The 17,124-nt window shown below is 70.2% G+C and carries 14 protein-coding genes and 1 pseudogene; 7 read left to right on the forward strand and 8 right to left on the reverse strand.

Features of this window, described 5'->3' with window-relative positions; all coding sequences use genetic code 11:
• Positions 1-172: 172 nt before the first annotated feature.
• Both WU80_RS03045 and WU80_RS03050 read right to left on the reverse strand, forming a co-directional pair.
• Positions 173-1,705: an amidohydrolase gene (locus WU80_RS03045; protein ID WP_055399502.1), complete on the reverse strand. Its 1,533-nt coding sequence runs from the start codon at positions 1,703-1,705 to the stop codon at positions 173-175.
• Positions 1,706-1,803: 98 nt separating this feature from the next.
• On the reverse strand, positions 1,804-2,340 hold the full coding sequence (locus WU80_RS03050) for an FxsA family protein (RefSeq protein ID WP_055399446.1): 537 nt from the start codon (positions 2,338-2,340) through the stop codon (positions 1,804-1,806).
• 73 nt (positions 2,341-2,413) lie between these two features.
• Between WU80_RS03050 and WU80_RS03055 the strand changes: the two genes are divergently transcribed.
• Positions 2,414-3,118, forward strand: coding sequence for a dienelactone hydrolase family protein (locus WU80_RS03055; RefSeq protein WP_055399444.1), 705 nt, complete (start codon positions 2,414-2,416; stop codon positions 3,116-3,118).
• A gap of 5 nt (positions 3,119-3,123) precedes the next feature.
• On the opposite strand, the gene WU80_RS03060 is transcribed toward WU80_RS03055, so the two are convergent.
• The 3 genes from WU80_RS03060 to WU80_RS03070 are packed head-to-tail and all read right to left on the reverse strand — an operon-like array spanning position 3,124 to position 4,930.
• The gene (locus WU80_RS03060) at positions 3,124-3,978 is read right to left on the reverse strand and encodes a type 1 glutamine amidotransferase domain-containing protein (RefSeq protein ID WP_055399442.1); all 855 of its coding nucleotides are present in this window, start codon (positions 3,976-3,978) and stop codon (positions 3,124-3,126) included.
• A 6-nt stretch (positions 3,979-3,984) separates the two neighbouring features.
• Positions 3,985-4,371, reverse strand: a complete 387-nt coding sequence (locus tag WU80_RS03065; protein ID WP_055399440.1) for a PPOX class F420-dependent oxidoreductase — start codon at positions 4,369-4,371, stop codon at positions 3,985-3,987.
• 4 nt (positions 4,372-4,375) lie between these two features.
• A complete protein-coding gene (locus WU80_RS03070; RefSeq protein WP_055399438.1) occupies positions 4,376-4,930 on the reverse strand; it encodes a TetR/AcrR family transcriptional regulator in 555 nt (184 codons plus the stop codon).
• A 71-nt stretch (positions 4,931-5,001) separates the two neighbouring features.
• Here WU80_RS03070 and WU80_RS03075 point away from each other — a divergent pair, with 71 nt between their 5' ends.
• The gene (locus tag WU80_RS03075; protein WP_231633724.1) at positions 5,002-5,508 is read left to right on the forward strand and encodes a nitroreductase/quinone reductase family protein; all 507 of its coding nucleotides are present in this window, start codon (positions 5,002-5,004) and stop codon (positions 5,506-5,508) included.
• Positions 5,509-5,583: 75 nt separating this feature from the next.
• On the opposite strand, the gene cobN is transcribed toward WU80_RS03075, so the two are convergent.
• The gene (cobN, locus tag WU80_RS03080; protein WP_055399435.1) at positions 5,584-9,156 is read right to left on the reverse strand and encodes a cobaltochelatase subunit CobN; all 3,573 of its coding nucleotides are present in this window, start codon (positions 9,154-9,156) and stop codon (positions 5,584-5,586) included.
• Between the two features lie 3 nt (positions 9,157-9,159).
• Complete coding sequence (locus WU80_RS03085) at positions 9,160-9,828, reverse strand: S9 family peptidase (RefSeq protein ID WP_055399432.1); 669 nt, start codon at positions 9,826-9,828, stop codon at positions 9,160-9,162.
• A gap of 131 nt (positions 9,829-9,959) precedes the next feature.
• Here WU80_RS03085 and WU80_RS25760 point away from each other — a divergent pair, with 131 nt between their 5' ends.
• Genes WU80_RS25760 through WU80_RS03105 form a run of 4 tightly spaced genes read left to right on the forward strand, consistent with a single transcriptional unit; the run spans position 9,960 to position 14,602 of the window.
• A complete protein-coding gene (locus WU80_RS25760) occupies positions 9,960-11,327 on the forward strand; it encodes an EspA/EspE family type VII secretion system effector (RefSeq protein ID WP_156349407.1) in 1,368 nt (455 codons plus the stop codon).
• Positions 11,328-11,350: 23 nt separating this feature from the next.
• Positions 11,351-12,487, forward strand: coding sequence for a precorrin-3B synthase (cobG, locus tag WU80_RS03095; protein ID WP_055399428.1), 1,137 nt, complete (start codon positions 11,351-11,353; stop codon positions 12,485-12,487).
• Positions 12,488-12,491: 4 nt separating this feature from the next.
• The gene (locus tag WU80_RS03100; protein ID WP_055399426.1) at positions 12,492-13,118 is read left to right on the forward strand and encodes a precorrin-8X methylmutase; all 627 of its coding nucleotides are present in this window, start codon (positions 12,492-12,494) and stop codon (positions 13,116-13,118) included.
• The gene (locus WU80_RS03105) at positions 13,115-14,602 is read left to right on the forward strand and encodes a precorrin-2 C(20)-methyltransferase (RefSeq protein WP_055399424.1); all 1,488 of its coding nucleotides are present in this window, start codon (positions 13,115-13,117) and stop codon (positions 14,600-14,602) included. The genes WU80_RS03100 and WU80_RS03105 overlap by 4 nt, the downstream gene beginning before the upstream one ends.
• Before the next feature lie 3 nt (positions 14,603-14,605).
• Here WU80_RS03105 and WU80_RS03110 read toward each other — a convergent pair whose 3' ends face one another.
• Positions 14,606-16,183, reverse strand: coding sequence for a PPE family protein (locus WU80_RS03110; protein ID WP_055399422.1), 1,578 nt, complete (start codon positions 16,181-16,183; stop codon positions 14,606-14,608).
• A 154-nt stretch (positions 16,184-16,337) separates the two neighbouring features.
• Between WU80_RS03110 and WU80_RS26280 the strand changes: the two are divergent.
• Positions 16,338-16,955 (forward strand): annotated as a pseudogene (locus WU80_RS26280) (DUF2275 domain-containing protein); the annotation flags it as partial.
• Positions 16,956-17,124 lie beyond the last annotated feature (169 nt).

Consider the following 17,124-nt stretch of genomic DNA (forward strand, 5'->3'; position numbering starts at 1 on the left):
GCCCGGCACGGCTTGCAGACGGGCCGCGGTCGGCCGGGCTCCGGCGTCGGAAGTGTCGGTTTCGGGCCCTGGCTCGACGGCGGCGGGCTCGTCGTCGCGTTCCGATTCCGCTTCGTCGCTGATCGGGTCGCTATCGCGAGTTGCGCCGAGATCGTCCACGGGGTCGTCGTCCCTAGCCATGGATGACAGCGCCCCGATGCACGGTCCGCCGGCACCGCGGCAAGGCGTCGGTCGGGCCCAGGCGGGGCAGGGCCGGCACCCGGGCGCGCGGGTCGGTCGACCAGCGCTGAACGGCGTCGCGGGGCGCGTGGACGTCCAGGGCCCCGGCGTCCCAGACGGCGTAGGAGGCCGGCGCGCCGGGCACCAGGGTCCCGGTCTTGCCGTCGTGCACCCCGGCGGCCCGCCAGCCGCCGCGGGTCGCGGCGGCGAAGGCGGCCCGCGCGGACACCGCGCTGCCGGGGGTGTGATGGTTGACCGCCGCGCGCACGCTCGCCCACGGGTCGAGGCCCGTTACCGGTGCGTCGGTACCTAGCGCGAGGGGCACGCCTTGGGATGCTAACAGCGCGAGCGGGTTGAGCTGACTGCCTCGCTCGGCGCCCAGACGCCGCGCGTACATGCCGTCGGCGCCGCCCCACAGCGCGTCGAAGTTGGGTTGCACGCTCGCGATGACGCCCCACTGCCCCAGCCGGTTGGCCTGCTCGGCGGTCACCATCTCGAGGTGCTCGAGGCGGTGCCCGCACCGGGCGACGGCCACCGACCCGAGCCGCGCGACGACCCGTTCGAAGGCCGCGACCACCGCCGTGACGGCGGCGTCGCCGATGACATGAAAGCCCGCGGTCACCCGCGCCTCGGTGCACGCCCGCACGTGCGCCTCGATGAGGTCGGGGTCGAGGTAGCAGGTGCCGCGCCGGTCCTCGGCGTCGGCGTACGGCTCGTGCAGCCAGGCGGTGCGCGACCCGAGTGCGCCGTCGACGAAGAGGTCGCCGGCCAGCCCGCGGGCGCCGGTCTCCTCGATGAGCGTGCGCGCCCGGGCGGGGGTGGTCACCGCCTCGCCCCAATAGCCGGTCACCTCGACGCCGTTTTCCTGCGCCCGCAGCTGCAGCCAGTCGTCCAGCCCGCCGATCTCGGGTCCGGCGCATTCGTGCACCGCGACGATGCCGGCCGCCGCGGCCGCCCGCAGGGCGGCCCCACGGGCCTCGGCGAGTTGCTCGGGGGTCATCAGGCCGCGCGCGACGGCGCGGACCAGGTGGTGGGCGTCGCCGCTGAGCGGACCGTCGGGGCTGAAGCCCGGCGCCGCCGGCAGGTCGGCGGCCAGCCGGCGCAGTCCGGTCGAGGCCAGCGCGGAGTGGACGTCCACCCTGGACAAATAGGCGGGCCGGTCCCCGAGGACAGCGTCCAGGTCGGCGGTCGCGGGCGCGGCGTTCTCCGGCCACGACGATTCGTCCCAGCCGTGTCCCCACACCGGCCGGCCGGGGTGGGCGGCCGCGTAGTCGGCGACCATCTGGATGCACTGCGCGCGCGAACCCGCCGTGCGCAGGTCCAGCCCGCTCAGCGTCAGGCCGGTGGCGGTCAGGTGGATGTGGCTGTCGACGAAGCCAGGCGCCACGAAACCGCCGTCCAGGTCCTCGATGTCCGCCGTCGGGAACAGGCTGCGGCCGATGTCATCGCTGCCCAGCCACGCCACGACGCCGTCCCGCACCGCCATGGCGGTGGCGTAGGGATGGGTCGGGCTGTGCACCCGGCCGTTGACCAGCAGCGTGGTTGCAGTCACAGGGCAAAACTACGTGGGGCGGCTGGCGATGTTCAGTCCCAGCCGGGCCGTCCCGGGAATCCACCGCGCACCGGCTGGTTCGGCAGGGCGGGCGGTTTGAAATCCCGCACGTCCACCACCTCACCGTCGATGTAGTCGGCGCCCGCGGGGGCGCCGCCCTGGCGCGGGCCCGCGCCGAACAGCGTCGCGTCCGCGAGCAACGGCATCCGCCGCCGCAGCCCGCGCATCGCGACCGCCGCCAGTCCCGGGCCCACGGCCGACCGGACGGGCCGGACCAGCAGCAACAGCCCCAACGCCGTGGTGACCAGCCCGGGCACCAGCACCAGGAGTGCGGCCAGGGCGAAGAGCGCGCCGTCGCTCGCCGCGGTGCGGGGAGCGGCCAGGCCGGATCGCAGGTGCGCGATCTGGCGCAGGACGTGCGATCCCATCATCGGCACCATCAGGCCCCAGCCGAGCACGAAGGTGCCCAGCAACGCCAGCACAGTCCAGCCCCATCCGATCGCCGAAGCCAGGGCGATGCTCGCCGCCAGCTCCACGACGGCGTAGATGACAAACAGCCGTGACAGCATGTCTGGCCAACGTCCGCCGACCGCGTCGAAGTTCCCATGGTGATGTCCGGGGCGATTGCAGTTAGATGACGCTATGACCACGATTGAGATCGACACGCCCGAAGGACCGATCGACGCGCTGCTGGACCTGCCCTCGGGCCCGGGCCCGTGGCCCGGCGTCGTGGTGGTTCACGACGCGTTCGGATACGGCCGGGACAAAGAGTCGACGAACAAGCGCATCGCGGATGCCGGCTATGTGTCGATCACCCCGAACATGTACGCGCGGGGCGGCCGGATCCGTTGCATCACCCGGGTGATGAAGGAGCTGCAGACGCAGCGCGGCCGCGCCCTCTCCGACATCCTGGCCGCCCGCGATCACCTGAAGGCCATGCCGGAATGTTCGGGTCAAATCGGCATCGCGGGTTTCTGCATGGGCGGCCAGTTCGCACTGGTGATGTCGCCCAAGGGGTTCGGCGCCTCCGCACCGTTCTATGGCGCTCCCCTGCCCCGCAACCTCGACAAGACGCTGGACGGGGCGTGCCCGATCGTGGCCAGCTTCGGCGCGAAGGACCCGCTGGGCCGAGGCGCGCCCGAGAAGCTGAACGAGGTCATCGCCAGAAAGAACATCACGGCCGACGTTAAGGTCTATCCCGGCGTCGGGCACAGCTTCGCCAACGATCTGCCCGCCCAATCACTGCTTAGGATCACCGGTTTCGGCTATGACGAGGCCGCCACCGAGGACGCCTGGCGCCGCGTTTTCGCGTTCTTCGGCGAACATTTGGCGAGCGCTTCAACCTAGTTGCGTCAGTTGAGCTTTCGCGACAAGGCGGCGGCAAAGGTGTGGGTGTCGCCGGGCCAACGGGCCGACACGTAGCTGCCGTCGTCGACGACGAATGCGGGCCGCGAATCGGTCGCGGTGTCGCGCGCCATGCCCGAGGCCTTGCGCCGCCAGCCCGGTGAACCGCGCACCACGTCGCGGAAATCCGCTGGATCTGCAAGCGCGCGAGTCACTTCCGCCTGCACCGACATGTAGCCATTCGCCTGGCCGGGTTGCTCGGTGTAGGTGCGGTAGTAGTCCCGGTCCCAGAATCGGGTGACCCGCGTCAGTCGCCACGCCAGGCCCTCCATCGCCCACGTCAACGCCGTGGTCTTGCGGCCGTAGAGCACCGAGCGGCCCGTCGCGGGGTCGACGCTGCGCGCGGCGAGCAGCACACCGTGGCAGATGGCACCCACGACCAGCCCGCGGGCGAAGGCGTCCACGACGAGCCGGTGCAGGATGTCGCTGTCGATGTAGCTGCGCATTCCGCGGGCGCGATGGCCGCCGGGCAACAACAGCGCGTCGATGCCGTCGAGGCCGGCTTGGGACCAGGCAATGGGATGCTGAAACTCGTTTGACGCCAACATGTCTCGATAGGCGGCGCGCCCGTCCCTGTTGGCCCTGAGCATCAGCCCGATCAGCGGGATGGCACCGAGCACCGGCAGGGCGGACCAGGCGTCCAGTCCACGACCGGTCACCATGATGTCGTCGGCCGAGCCCGGCGTGCCGCTCTCGGTGGCGAACACCACCCGATGACCGTCGCGGGTCAGGACGCGCCAGCTGACGGCGACCTCGGTGGGGTCGAAGTCGCGGTCCGGGATGGGGATGAGGACGGTGCCCATGAGGCCCTAGGTCTGTGCCACCTTCAACTCGAGGCCGACGTTGTTCTCCATGCCGCCGCGCAGCTTGCTGACGAAGTTGAACACCTTTCCCACGACGCCGTAGCGCTGCCCGATCGCGTCGTAAACCGCCGCCGTCTGCGACTTGTCGAGGATGGCCGCGGTGCCTTCGACGGCCTCGCTGGTCGGCTTGCCCTGCATCGTGCAGGTGGCCAACGTGACCCGCGGCGTGTTGCGGATCCGCTTGACCTTCCACGACTTTTCTCCAGTGATGACCAGGAGCCGGTCCTTGTCCGGGGCCGCCCAGATCGGCGTCGGCTTGGGCTTGCCGTCCTTGGTGAAGGTGGTCAGCAGGATGTATTGCGCCTTGGCGAGATCGGCGAAGGTGGGTGTCACGCTGTCAACCTACGGCAAATTGGGCGGCGAGCACACGCCTTACCCGTCGCAGCGGGCTCGGTGACCGCTGCGCCACAGACATGATGACCGCGCCCTCCACGGCGGCAACCGCGGTGGTGGCCAGATCGGCGGCCGCCGACCGTTCCACGCCCGCTTCGCGGAGTAACTGGGCCAGCATGCCTTCCCACGTGCTGAAGGCCGCCGCCGCGGTGTCGGCGGCGGCGGGCGCCTCCGCGCGGCCCAGCGTCGCCGCCACGATCGGGCAGCCGGCCGTGTAGTCGGTGTCGGCCAGCATCGCTTCCCACTTCTGCAGGAAGGCGCCCACCGCTCGCGCGGGATCGGCGTCATTCATGCAGTTCTGGATGGTTCCGGTGAGCTCGGCGGCAGCGGTTTCGGTTGCCGCCTCCACGAGTTCCGGTTTGCCACCGGGGAAGTTCAGGTAGAGCGTTCTGCGCGCCAGGCCCGAGTGGTCGAGTAGCGCCGAGACGCTCGCGCCGGCGACTCCGGCGGTGCGAACGAGCGCAATCGCGCTGGCAATCAACCGCTCCCGTGCAGACATCGACTTTCCTCACCTTCGCAGTTCGGCTCACTCACTTGCGGTAGACCGATCATTCTACTAGATTAGCGCCAATGGTAGACCGACCGATCTACCACGACGAGGACCGGAGGCTACCGATGTCGAGCAACGCGGACGACACGATCACGACCCGACAGGCCGTCCGAAAATTCCGAAGGGAACGCCTCATCGGGCGTTACGTCGCCAACCCGGTGGTGGCGTTACTCAGCCGGCTCGGCGTCCGGACGACGTTCGCGACCGAGCTCGAAACGACCGGGCGAAAATCCGGGAACCGCCGCCGCGTTCCGGTTGCCGCTAACTTCGACGATCAAGGAGCCTGGGTGATTTCCCAGCACGGACGACGCTCCGGCTGGGCGCTCAACGTCGCGGCCGACCCGAAAGTGCGCATCCGGCAACGGAACCGGTGGCGTTCCGGCATCGCCCGGTTCGCGCCCGACGATGATCCTGCGAAGCGGGCCCGCACCTTCGCGACATCGCGGCTGTGGTCACCGGTCGTCGCCGCAACCTTCCGCGCCCTGCAGTCCGACCCGATCAGCGTCCGAATCGACTTCACGGACTGACCCCCGCGAGCAGACGCCAAATCGCACGGGAATGGTCTTATTTATGCGATTTTGCGTCTGCTCGCGCAGGGAAACTTAGCCCTCCAGGTCGCCCTCGGTCTCGAGCAGGGCCTGGCGCAGCCCGTCCAGGGTCTCCCGTTCGGGCTGTGCCCACATGCCGCGGCCGGCGGCCTCCAGCAGCCGTTCGGCCATCCCATGCAGCGCCCAGGGGTTGGACTCCGCCATGAACTTGCGGTTCTCGGGATCCAGCACGTAGCGCTCGGTGAGCTGTTCGTACATCCAGTCCGCCATCACGCCCGCGGTCGCGTCGTAACCGAACAGGTAATCCACGGTGGCCGCCATCTCGAATGCGCCCTTGTAGCCGTGCCGGCGCATGGCGGCCATCCAGCGTGGGTTGACGACGCGGGCACGGAAGACCCGCGTGGTCTCCTCGGACAGCGTGCGAGTGCGGATGGCGTCGGGTCTGGTGTTGTCGCCGATGTAGGCGGCCGGCGCCTGGCCGGTCAACGCCCGCACCGTGGCGACCATGCCGCCGTGGTACTGGAAATAGTCGTCGGAGTCGGCGATGTCGTGTTCGCGGGTGTCGGTGTTCTTGGCGGCCACCGCGATGCGCCGGTACTGACGGTTCATGTCGTCGACGGCCTCGCGACCGTCCAGGTCGCGGCCGTAGGCGAAGCCACCCCACGCGGTGTACACCTGCGCCAGATCGGCGTCGTCGCGCCAGTTGCGGCTGTCGATCAGCTGCAGCAGTCCGGCGCCGTAGGTGCCCGGCTTGGAGCCGAAAATCCTTGTCGTCGAGCGCCGCTGGTCGCCGTGCTGGGCGAGGTCGGCCTGGGCGTGTGCACGCACGTAGTTGTCGTCCGCGGGCTCGTCGAGTTCGGCGACCAGCCGCACCGCGTCGTCGAGCATGGTCACCACATGTGGGAAGGCATCGCGGAAGAACCCGGAGATCCGCACGGTCACGTCGATGCGCGGGCGGCCCAGTTCGGCCAGCGGAATGGGGTCGAGGTCGACGACGCGCCGCGACGCGTCGTCCCAGACCGGCCGAACACCCAGCAGCGCAAGCACTTCGGCGATGTCGTCGCCGGCGGTGCGCATCGCCGAGGTGCCCCACACCGACAGCCCCACCGATTGCGGCCACCGCCCGTGGTCGTCGCAGTAGCGGGTGAGCAGCGAATCGGCCAGGGCCACACCGGCTTCCCAGGCCAGCCACGACGGCACCGCCTTGGGGTCGACGGAGTAGAAGTTGCGCCCGGTGGGCAGCACGTTGACCAGACCGCGCAGTGGCGATCCGGACGGCCCGGCAGGGATGAAGTGGCCGTCCAAGGCATTGAGGACCTGGTCGATCTCGGCGGCGGTGCCGGCCAGCCGGGGCACCACCTCGGTGGCGGCGAACCGCAGCACTTCCGCCACCTCGGGGTTGTCGGTGATGCGGTCGGCGGCGTCGGGCTCCCAGCCGCTGGCCTGCAGCGCCGCGATGAGTCCGCGGGCCGCTGCCTCGGCCGAGTCGACCGATGCGCGTTCGTCGGTACCGTCCTCCGCAAGGCCCAGCGCCTGCCGCAATCCCGGGATGGCCTGCTCTCCCCCGAACAGCTGGCGGGCGCGCAGGATCGCCAGCACAAGGTCGAGTTCGGTTTCTCCCGAAGGCTTTTGGCCCAGTACATGCAGGCCGTCGCGGATTTGCACATCCTTGATCTCGCACAGCCAACCGTCGACGTGCAGCAGCATGTCGTCGAACGAGTCCTCCGGGGGCCGCTCGGTGAGCCCGAGATCGTGGTCCATCTTGGCGGCCCGGATCAGCGTCCAGATCTGTTGGCGGATGGCGGGCAGCTTGCCGGGGTCCAGCGCCGCGACGTTGGCGTGCTCGTCGAGCAATTGCTCCAACCGGGCGATGTCACCGTAGGTTTCGGCGCGCGCCATCGGCGGGATGAGGTGGTCGACGAGCACCGCATGCGCCCGCCTCTTGGCCTGGGTGCCCTCGCCGGGGTCGTTGACCAGGAAGGGGTAGATCATCGGCAGGTTGCCCAGCGCGGCGTCGGATCCGCAGGCCGCCGACATCCCGAGGGTCTTTCCGGGCAGCCACTCCAGGTTGCCGTGCTTGCCCAGGTGGACGACGGCGTGCGCACCGAAGCCGGCGTCGAGCCAGTGGTAGGCGGCCAGGTAGTGGTGGCTGGGCGGCAGGTCGGGGTCGTGATAGATCGCCACCGGGTTCTCGCCGAAACCGCGGGGCGGCTGGACCATCAGCACCAGGTTGCCCGCTTGCATTGCGGCAATGACGATTTCACCGTCGGGGTCATTGGTGCGGTCCACGAACAGGTCCCCGGGCGGCGGGCCCCAGTGCTTTGTCACCGCGTCGGTCAGCTCCGCGGGCAGCGTGGCGAACCAGTCCCGGTAATCCTTGGCGGACACCCGAATTGGGTTGCCGGCCAGTTGACCCTCGGTGAGCCAGTCGGGGTCCTGCCCGCCGCGCTCGATCAATGCGTGGATCAGCGCGTCACCGTCGTCGGCGTCGACCCCGGGCACGTCGCCCACCCGGTATCCGCGCTCGCGCATCGCCCGCAGGAACGCGACCGCGCTCGCCGGGGTGTCCAGGCCGACGGCGTTGCCGATCCGCGCGTGTTTGGTGGGGTACGCCGAGAACACCAGGGCCACTCGCTTGTCGGCCGCGGCGATGTGGCGCAGCCGCGCGTGCCGAATCGCCAGACCCGCGACTCGCGCGCATCGTTCCGGGTCGGCGACATAGGAGATCAGCCCGTCGTCGTCGATCTCCTTGAACGAGAACGGGACGGTGATGATGCGGCCGTCGAACTCGGGCACCGCCACCTGGGTGGCCACGTCGAGCGGGCTGAGCCCGTCGTCGTTGTCGCTCCACTGGGCCCGAGAGCTCGTCAGGCACAATCCCTGCAGGATCGGAATATCCAGGGCGGCAAGGTGTTCGACGTTCCAGCTGTCATCGTCTCCGCCGGCGGACGCCGTGGCCGGTTTCAGTCCCCCGGCGGCCAGGACGGTGACCACCATGGCGTCGGCGTCGCCCAGTCGTTGCAGCAGTTCGGGTTCGGCGGTGCGCAGCGACGCGCAGTACACCGGCAACGGCCGCCCGCCGGCGTCCTCGATGGCGCGGCACAGCGCCTCGATGTAGCCGGTGTTGCCGGCCAGCTGTTGCGCGCGGTAGTACAGGACGGCGATCGCGGGGCCGTCGCCGACGGCGGCGGGCCGCTCCAGCTCGCCCCACGTGGGGGTGACGACGGGCGGCCCGAACCCGAAGCCGGTCATCAGCACGGTGTCGGACAGGAAGGCATGCAGCTGGCGCAGGTTTTCGACACCGCCGTGCGCGAGGTAGATGTGCGCCTGCACCGCGATGCCGGCCGCGAGCGTGGACAGGCCGGTCAGCTCGGCATCGGCGGCCTGCTCGCCGCTGACCAGCACCGTCGGCACGCCGCTGGCGATCACCGCATCGATGCCGCTCTGCCAGGCGCGGTAGCCCCCGAGGATGCGGACCACGACGATCGCGGCGTCGGACAGCAGGTCGGGCAGATCGGCTTCATCCAGGCGGGATGGGTTGGCCCACCGATAATTTTTTCCGCTGGAGCGGGCGCTGATCAGGTCCGTGTCGGACGTCGAGAGCAGCAGGATGGTCGGCTCAGCCACCCCCTATTCGTACCGGAACGTCCCCGCGATCCGGGCGGCGACCTCCTCGGCGACCCGCAGCGCCTCCTCGCTTTTGCCCGGCTCGTAGCGATCCGCCGCGGCGTCGTAGTCGGCGCCGGCGATGGACCCGTGGTCGGCGGCCAGCTCCACCAGCTCCACCGGCCACCCGACCCGTTGGAGGCTGGCGGCGAACTCCGTGCTGACCGCCACCGGTACGACGTCGTCGCCCAGGCCGTGCAGCAACGTGAACGGCGCGCCGACACGCTCCGGGGAGAGTTCGTCGCTGACGCGCCGACCGAAAATCGGGTCGGGGACCATGAACGCGCCTGCCAAACAGACGGTATGCGCCAACTGCACATCGCCGCTGACGGCCAGCGCCGCCGCCGCCACGCCTCCCATCGACCACCCGACGAGCACGATGGCGTCGGGTTCGGCGGCGTGCTTGCGCGCGAAGTCGAGCGATCCCAACAGGTCCGCGCGGCCGCCGTCCTCGGCGTGGGAGTTCCAGTCCGGCGCCACGACCGCCGCGCCGCGCACGGCGAGCATGCCGGCGAGGGGCCCGAAAGACGCGCGCGCATCCGTCTGCATGCCGTGCCATAACAGGACCGTGGGCTGCGCCGGATCGCCGTAGACATCGACCAACCGGCCTGGCGCGTATTCGACCGTCTGCATGCGGACGAGTGTGCCCGGCGCGGCACCGATCCAATCCCCGACCCGGAAAAAATTAGTGACGCTCGCGTGCCTTAGCCGGTGTTAGCGTTGTTTGAACGTCAAGAACGACAAGCTGACCCGAGGATGGCCGAATGTCAATAGTTGCCGATGCACTCCGCATGCTCACCAACTTGGGAAACTTCGGATCGCAGTTCATCGGACTGGACGCCAAACTCACGCCGCCCACCTCCGACACCGACGGCGGCAGCGAATACCTGGCAGCCAGCGTGACCGGCATGACCGGCGGTCTGGGAAGCTCATTTACGTCGCGTCAAATTCTCGGCGGGGTATATAAGGCGACCGATTTCGTCACGCAATACGACCGCAACAAAGGGGTCAGAACTAATTTCAGTGACGCGAGATGGGCGAAACATACCAAGTATTTGTACAACCCAAACGACAGGGTGCAGACCGCTTTGCGGGGCAAGCCGGGTTTCAATGTGGCAAACCCTATGCAAGGCCGTACGGGCGCAGCGGTAAATATCCTCCCCTGGACGGCCAGCGTTGTCGGGTACTTGGAACTGCTGACGGGATTCGGCCCTCCTAACGAGGGAAACGATCTGAAAGCGGGTGCGGAACTGTGGGGCGCACTCCACGAACAGCTGAAATCAGCCATTCCTCGCGAGGGCTGGGAAGGAGAGGCTTCTGACGCCTACGCAGCCCAGGTGGCGTTGCTGCGAGACATCGCGCAGACGATGGCGGGTCTGGACGGCCAGCTGGCAGAGATCGTCGCGAATCAAGCGGAATGGGTCACCCACTTTCGCCTAGGCTTCGGGATATTGCTCAACCTGCTTACCGCGGCGATCGCCATTGAGGTCGTCCTGAGAATAGCTTTGGCGTATGTACCGGGCGGACCGGCGTGGGCAGTGGGTTGGGCAATCGCGGCGTCGTCGCTTGCAATGGCTGCTGCCCTCGGCATGCTCGGCGCCTTGACTGGCATATCGGTGGAAAACCGCAACAAGGCGGACCATCTGACCTCCGAGATAGAGCGCCTGGGTGCGGCCGCGGCCCAAATCGCGGTTGAGTCGACCGCCCAGAGCGTGGTCACGGCGGCACCCGAGTCGCGGGTCTCCGAATTCCAAAGTCTTGACGGCCCGTCCGCGACGCTAGCCGCGCCCGGCGGCGGGCAATCCGTCCGGCCAAAGGTGACTGGGCAGGAATCCGAACGCACGCAGACAGGCACGCTCGAGAGTTCCCCGGACGCCAAACGCGACGACACACAATCCGCCGGAATGCCAACCCTCGCGGCATTGATGCAACTGTCGAATCGAGAGGGGAACAACCCGGCGCAATCACCCGGTCGGCAACGGCGCCAGGCGAATTCAACGACCGAAGCGACCCCGGCGGACACCGGCCAAACCCAGGGCGCGGGCTCGGATGCCACCGACCGCGCACCCGTCGAGGCCGCCGGCGATACCAAGCGGACGCCTCAACCGAACCTCGGCACGCAACTTCGCTGACGGCGTGGCCGTACCGTGGACGGATGGCCAGATCGCGTGACACCGACGCCTGCCCGGGTGCGCTGCAGGTGCACCGGGCGGCCGACGGCGCGTTGGCGCGGATCCGGCTGCCCGGCGGCGCGCTGACCGCCGCCCAACTGGCGGCGCTGTCGCGGGTGGCGAGCCAATACGGCTCGTCGACGCTGGAGCTCACCGCGCGCGGCAACGTGCAGGTGCGCGGGATCAGCGATGTGGCGGCCGCGGCCGAGGCGGTCGCCGAGGCCGGACTCTTGCCGTCGGAGACGCACGAACGGGTCCGCAACATCGTCGCGTCCCCGCTCTCCGGCCGGGCCGGTGGAACCGCTGACGTGCGGCCGTGGGTCGCCGAGCTGGACGCGGCGATCCGCGCCGAACCGAGCCTCGTCGAGCTGGGCGGCCGGTTCTGGTTCAGCCTCGACGACGGGCGCGGCGACGTCTCGGGCCAGCGCGCCGACGTCGGCGTGCACGCGTTCCCCGACGGCTGGGCGCTGCTGCTCGCGGGCCGTGACACCGGTGTCCGGCTGGCGGGAGGCGAGGTGGTCGAGACGCTCGTCGTCATCGCGACCCGTTTCGCGACCACACGCGGAACCGCTTGGCGCGTCAAGGAATTAGACGACATAGAAGGCCTGTTGCCGGGTGTCGAACTCGGCGACAATTACTTTCCGCCGGTCACTAGGCCGCCAGTGGGCTGGATCAACCAGAACGACGGCCGAGTGGCGCTCGGCGCCGCGGTCCCGTTGGGTGTGCTGTCGGCACGCGTCGCGGAGTACCTGGCGGTGATCGAGGCCCCGCTGGTGATCACGCCGTGGCGATCGGTGCTCGTCTGCGATCTCGACGAGGCCGTCGCCGACGTAGCGCTGCGGGTGCTGGCGCCGTTGGGCTTGGTTTTCGACGAGAACTCCCCCTGGCTGAACCTCAGCGCCTGCACCGGCAGCCCCGGGTGCGCGCATTCGCGTGCCGATGTCCGGGCCGACGCCGCCGGGGCGCTGGACGCGGATTCGGGAGTGCACCGTCACTTCGTCGGCTGCGAGCGCGCCTGCGGCAGCCCACTGGCCGGCGAAGTGCTGCTGGCGACCGGCGACGGATACCGCCCGCTTCGCGGCGACCCCCAGCGCGGCGAAGCCGCCAGAACCTTAGGGTAATCGGGTGCTCGACTACATCCGCGACGCGGCGGAGATCTATCGCCAGTCGTTCGCGGCGATTCGCGCCGAGGCCGACCTGGCCCGGTTCCCGGACGACATCGCCCGGGTGGTGGTCCGCCTGATCCACACCTGCGGGCAGGTCGACGTCGCCGAGCACGTCGCCTACACCGACGACGTCGCCGCCCGCGTCGGATCCGCGCTGCGCAACGGCGCCCCGGTGCTGTGCGATTCGTCGATGGTGGCGGCCGGGATCACCGCGGCGCGGCTGCCCGCCGGCAACGAGGTGGTGTCGCTGGTCGCTGATCCGCGCGCTCCCGAGCTGGCCGCCCGGCGCCAGACCACCCGGTCGGCGGCCGGGGTGGAGTTGTGGGCCGACCGGCTGCCCGGCGCCGTGCTGGCGATCGGCAACGCGCCGACCGCACTTTTCCGGCTGCTCGAGCTGATCGACGAGGGTGTCGCCCCGCCGGCCGGGGTGCTGGGCGGCCCGGTTGGATTCGTCGGGTCGGCACAGTCCAAGCAGGAGCTCATCGACCGCCCGCGCGGGATGTCGTACCTGGTGGTGCGGGGCCGCCGCGGCGGCAGCGCGATGGCCGCCGCCGCCGTCAACGCGATCGCGAGCGACCGCGAATGACCGGCCTCGCAAACCACAGAGGCACCCTCTGGGGGGTCGGGCTCGGGCCCGGGGATCCGGAATTGGTGACCGTCAAGGCCGCCCGGGTGATCGGCGAGGCCGACGTGGTGGCCTACCACAGCGCGCGGCACGGTCGCAGCATCGCGCGCGGCATCGCCGAACCGTACCTGCGGCCCGGCCAGATCGAGGAGCACCTGATCTACCCGGTGACCACGGAGGTGACCGATCATCCCGGCGGCTACGCCGGGGCGCTCGAGGACTTCTACGTCGAGGCCGCCGCGCGCATCGCCGCGCACCTCGACGCGGGCCGCAACGTGGCGCTGCTCGCCGAGGGCGACCCGCTCTTCTACAGCTCCTACATGCATTTGCACACCCGGCTGACGCAGCGCTTCGATGCCGTCATCGTGCCGGGTGTGACGTCGGTGAGCGCCGCCTCGGCGGCCATCGCGACGCCGTTGGTGGCCGGCGACGAGGTGCTCTCGGTGCTGCCGGGCACGCTCCCGATCGCCGAATTGACCCGCCGCCTGGCCGACGCCGACGCCGCGGTGGTGCTCAAACTGGGCCGCTCGTATCACGCTGTGCGGGAAGCCCTTTCGGCATCCGGACAGCTTGACGACGCCTATTACGTGGAACGGGCCAGCACGGCCGGACAGCGCATCCTGCCCGCCGCCGAGGTCGACGAAACGGGCGTGCCGTACTTCTCGCTGGCGATGTTGCCGGGCGGGCGACGCGGGCGGCAGCCGGCGGCCGGCACCGTCGCGGTCGTGGGTCTGGGCCCCGGCGGCAGCGATTGGATGACCCCGCAGAGCCGGCGCGAGCTGGCGAGCGCGACCGACCTGATCGGCTATGGCGGCTATCTGGACCGCGTGCCGGTGCGCGACGGGCAACGGCGCCACCCCAGCGACAACACCGACGAACCGGCGCGGGCCCGGCTGGCGTGTGCGCTGGCGGAAGAGGGCCGGGCCGTAGCGGTGGTGTCGTCGGGCGATCCTGGGGTCTTCGCGATGGCCACCGCGGTATTGGAAGAGGCCAAAGAATGGCCGGGCGTGCGGGTCCGCGTCATTCCGGCGATGACGGCCGCGCAGGCCGTGGCGAGCCGGGTCGGCGCGCCGCTGGGTCACGACTACGCGGTGATCTCGCTGTCCGACCGGCTCAAGCCGTGGGACATCATCGCCGAGCGGCTGGCCGCCGCGGCCGCCGCAGACCTCGTGCTCGCGATATACAACCCGGCGTCCAAGACGCGCACTTGGCAGGTCGGCGCGATGCGCGACCTGCTCTTGGAACACCGCGAACCCGCGACGCCGGTGGTGATCGGCCGCAACGTGTCCGGACCCGACGAGGACGTCCGCGTGGTGCGGCTGGCCGACCTCGACCCCGCCACGGTGGACATGCGCTGCCTGCTGATCGTCGGCTCGTCGCAAACGCAATGGCACGCAAGCGATTTCGGTGATCGGGTGTTCACCCCGCGGCGGTACCCGAGTTAAGGCCTAGTCTTCGCTCCAGCTGCTCGGCATCATCGGCACGCTGGGGCCGTCGCTTAACCGGTCGCGCGTCAGCGTCGCCAACCCGGCTGGCCGGGCGACACCGGATCGCGCTGCGGCCCCGGCGAATCCGAGCGGTCCGCCGCCCTGATCCGAAGCGCGCACCGCGGCCGGATCTTCGTCGTCGACAGCCTCCTGGTCCAGGTCCATGAATTCGTAGCGGTAGGCCCGGTCCGTGGCCGCACCGGGGCGGCGCCGACGGGCCCGTGCCTTCTTTTTGGCATCTGCCGCCGCCGCGGCCGCGGCCGGCGCGTCGACGTCGTCGGGCACCGGCTCCTCGGTCTTGCGACGCGCCCGGCCGCTGGCGGTGCCGCGCGCCGCCAGGCCCGAAAGTCCCACGGCGTACAGGGCATCGGACATCCCCGCGCCGATCCCGTCGGTGGCCGTGGGGCTGAACCCCGACCCCGGCCCGCCGCCGCCCGGTCCGCCGGCGGAAGGCGTGGCCACGGTCGAGGCGGGCGCGCTGGACACCGTCTGGACATGGCTGATGCCGGCGGGGGCGGTCCCGAGGGTCGGTGCCGGCGCGGAGGCCATCGGCGCCGGCGCGGGCGCGGCCGCCGGCAGCGGTGCGGAGACCGCGAGCGGGGCCGCGACGCTGACCGCGGTGACGGCCGCGGCCGCGCTCCCTGCCGCGGCGCCGGCCAGTAGGGAAACGGCCATCGGTGCGAGCACGACCGCCATCTGGATGGCGGCTTGCATGAAGGGCCAGAAGATCATCAGGGTGTGGAAGATGGCCCAGCCGAGGGCGCTGGAGAGGGCCGGCGAGAAACCCAATTGGCCGAAGAACGAGGCGAGGCCGTTGACGAACGGCACCGGTGGGAACGGCCAGCCACCCGGGTTGAGGTCCTTGGACACCGGCCACGCGAAGTTCTTGGTGTACTGCTGCAGCCACGCCGTGAGCTGGTCCTGCCACGACGGGTAGGTCTGGGTGGCCTGCTGTTGGGTGTCGGCGGCTTGCGCCGCGGCGACGCTCGCCTCCGCGCCCGGGGTGACGATGGGCGGCGCGGGCGTGGACGCGGGGACCGCCGCGAGGGCGGACTCGGCCACCACCTGGTAGGTGGTCATGGTCTCGGCGGCCTGCAGCCACATGCGCGCGTAGTCGGCCTCGTTCACCGCGATGGGAATCGTATTGATGCCGAAAAAGTTCGTCGCCACCAGCGCCGCGTGGGTCGCGTGGTTGGCGGCGAGCTCGGGCATCGTCGGCATGGTGGCCAGCGCCGCCGTGTAGGCGCCGGCTGCCGTCTCGTGCAGCGCGGCCGCGGCCGCGCTGTTGGCCGAGCTCTCCAGCAGCCAGGCCAGGTACGGGGCGTGGGCCGCCACGTACTGTTCGGCGCTGGGCCCGCCCCAGGCACCGCCCTGCACGGCGGCCAGGAGCGCGCCGAGTTCGTCTGCGGCATCGGTGTATTGGCTGCTCATCGACGACCACGTCGCCGCAGCGGCGAGCAGCGGCCCGGGTCCGGGGCCGCTGCTCAGCAAGGTCGAGTGCACTTCAGGCGGGAAGGCGATCCAGATCGGGGCGGTCATCGTCGGTGGCCTGCGGGCACGAACACGAATACCTCTTCGGTGGGTGAGCTGGGTCTGCGTACCTTCAGTGGTCGGTTTGCCGGACGGATTAGTTCCCCCGGGTTGATTTCGGGTGCTCTTTGCACGCGGACCGGGCATGCGCAACGATGCAGTGATGCGGTGTGACGCGGCGCGTGAGGCGCTTTCGGCTCGACTGGACGGCGAACGTCCCCAAGCGCTCGCGCAGCAGGTCGACGCGCATCTCGAATCGTGCCGCCGTTGCCGTTCGTGGCTGATCGGCGCCGCGGTGCAGACCCGCCGGATGGCCTCGGTCGAGCCCGGCGACGGACCGGACCTGGTGGCGAAGATCATGGCGAGCATCGGCGAGGAATCGTCGGGACGGCAGCGCCGGATGCGTTGGCTGCGTGCGCACTACCGGCGGTGGGGCCTGATCGCTGTCGGGTTGTTCCAGGTGGCGATCGCCGCCGCGCAGATCAGCGGGATCGATTTCGGCATGGTGTCGGGTCACATGCACGGCGCGATGTCGGGTGAGCACCTGATGCACGAGTCCACCGCCTGGTTGCTGGCCTTGGGTTTGGCGATGATCGCCGCCGGCGTGTGGCCCGTCACCGCGATTGGGGTGGCGGCGATTACGGGCGTTTATTCGGTTGCGCTGCTGGGCTACGTGATCGTGGATGCCTTCGCGGGCGAGGTGACGGCGACGCGCATCGCCAGTCACATGCCCTTGCTGTTGGGCCTCGCGTTCGCGTTGCTGGTGGCGCGGGAGCGGGTGCGATCGGACCGATCGGGCGCCTCCGAAGGGACGGACGACGCCGGTTGGCGACCGGAGGCTCCCACCGGCCGACGACGCGCCCACCTGTGGCCCATCAACCGGTCCGCGGTCGACCCCGCCGCAGCCGCTACGACGGACCGTCGTAGACTCAGTGAGCCCGCGAAACAAA

It is taken from the genome of Mycobacterium sp. UM_11, assembly GCF_001414075.1.
Classification (GTDB): domain Bacteria; phylum Actinomycetota; class Actinomycetes; order Mycobacteriales; family Mycobacteriaceae; genus Mycobacterium.

Excerpts from the sequence above, each read along its gene's own strand:
- WU80_RS03045 (WP_055399502.1), bottom strand. The coding sequence starts at position 1,705 with ATGGCGGTGCGGGACGGCGTCGTGGCGTGGCTGGGCAGCGATGACATC.
- WU80_RS03050 (WP_055399446.1), bottom strand. The coding sequence starts at position 2,340 with ATGCTGTCACGGCTGTTTGTCATCTACGCCGTCGTGGAGCTGGCGGCG.
- WU80_RS03055 (WP_055399444.1), top strand. The coding sequence starts at position 2,414 with ATGACCACGATTGAGATCGACACGCCCGAAGGACCGATCGACGCGCTG.
- WU80_RS03060 (WP_055399442.1), bottom strand. The coding sequence starts at position 3,978 with ATGGGCACCGTCCTCATCCCCATCCCGGACCGCGACTTCGACCCCACC.
- WU80_RS03070 (WP_055399438.1), bottom strand. The coding sequence starts at position 4,930 with ATGTCTGCACGGGAGCGGTTGATTGCCAGCGCGATTGCGCTCGTTCGC.
- WU80_RS03075 (WP_231633724.1), top strand. The coding sequence starts at position 5,002 with ATGGTAGACCGACCGATCTACCACGACGAGGACCGGAGGCTACCGATG.
- WU80_RS03085 (WP_055399432.1), bottom strand. The coding sequence starts at position 9,828 with ATGCAGACGGTCGAATACGCGCCAGGCCGGTTGGTCGATGTCTACGGC.
- WU80_RS25760 (WP_156349407.1), top strand. The coding sequence starts at position 9,960 with ATGTCAATAGTTGCCGATGCACTCCGCATGCTCACCAACTTGGGAAAC.
- cobG (WP_055399428.1), top strand. The coding sequence starts at position 11,351 with ATGGCCAGATCGCGTGACACCGACGCCTGCCCGGGTGCGCTGCAGGTG.
- WU80_RS03105 (WP_055399424.1), top strand. The coding sequence starts at position 13,115 with ATGACCGGCCTCGCAAACCACAGAGGCACCCTCTGGGGGGTCGGGCTC.
- WU80_RS03110 (WP_055399422.1), bottom strand. The coding sequence starts at position 16,183 with ATGACCGCCCCGATCTGGATCGCCTTCCCGCCTGAAGTGCACTCGACC.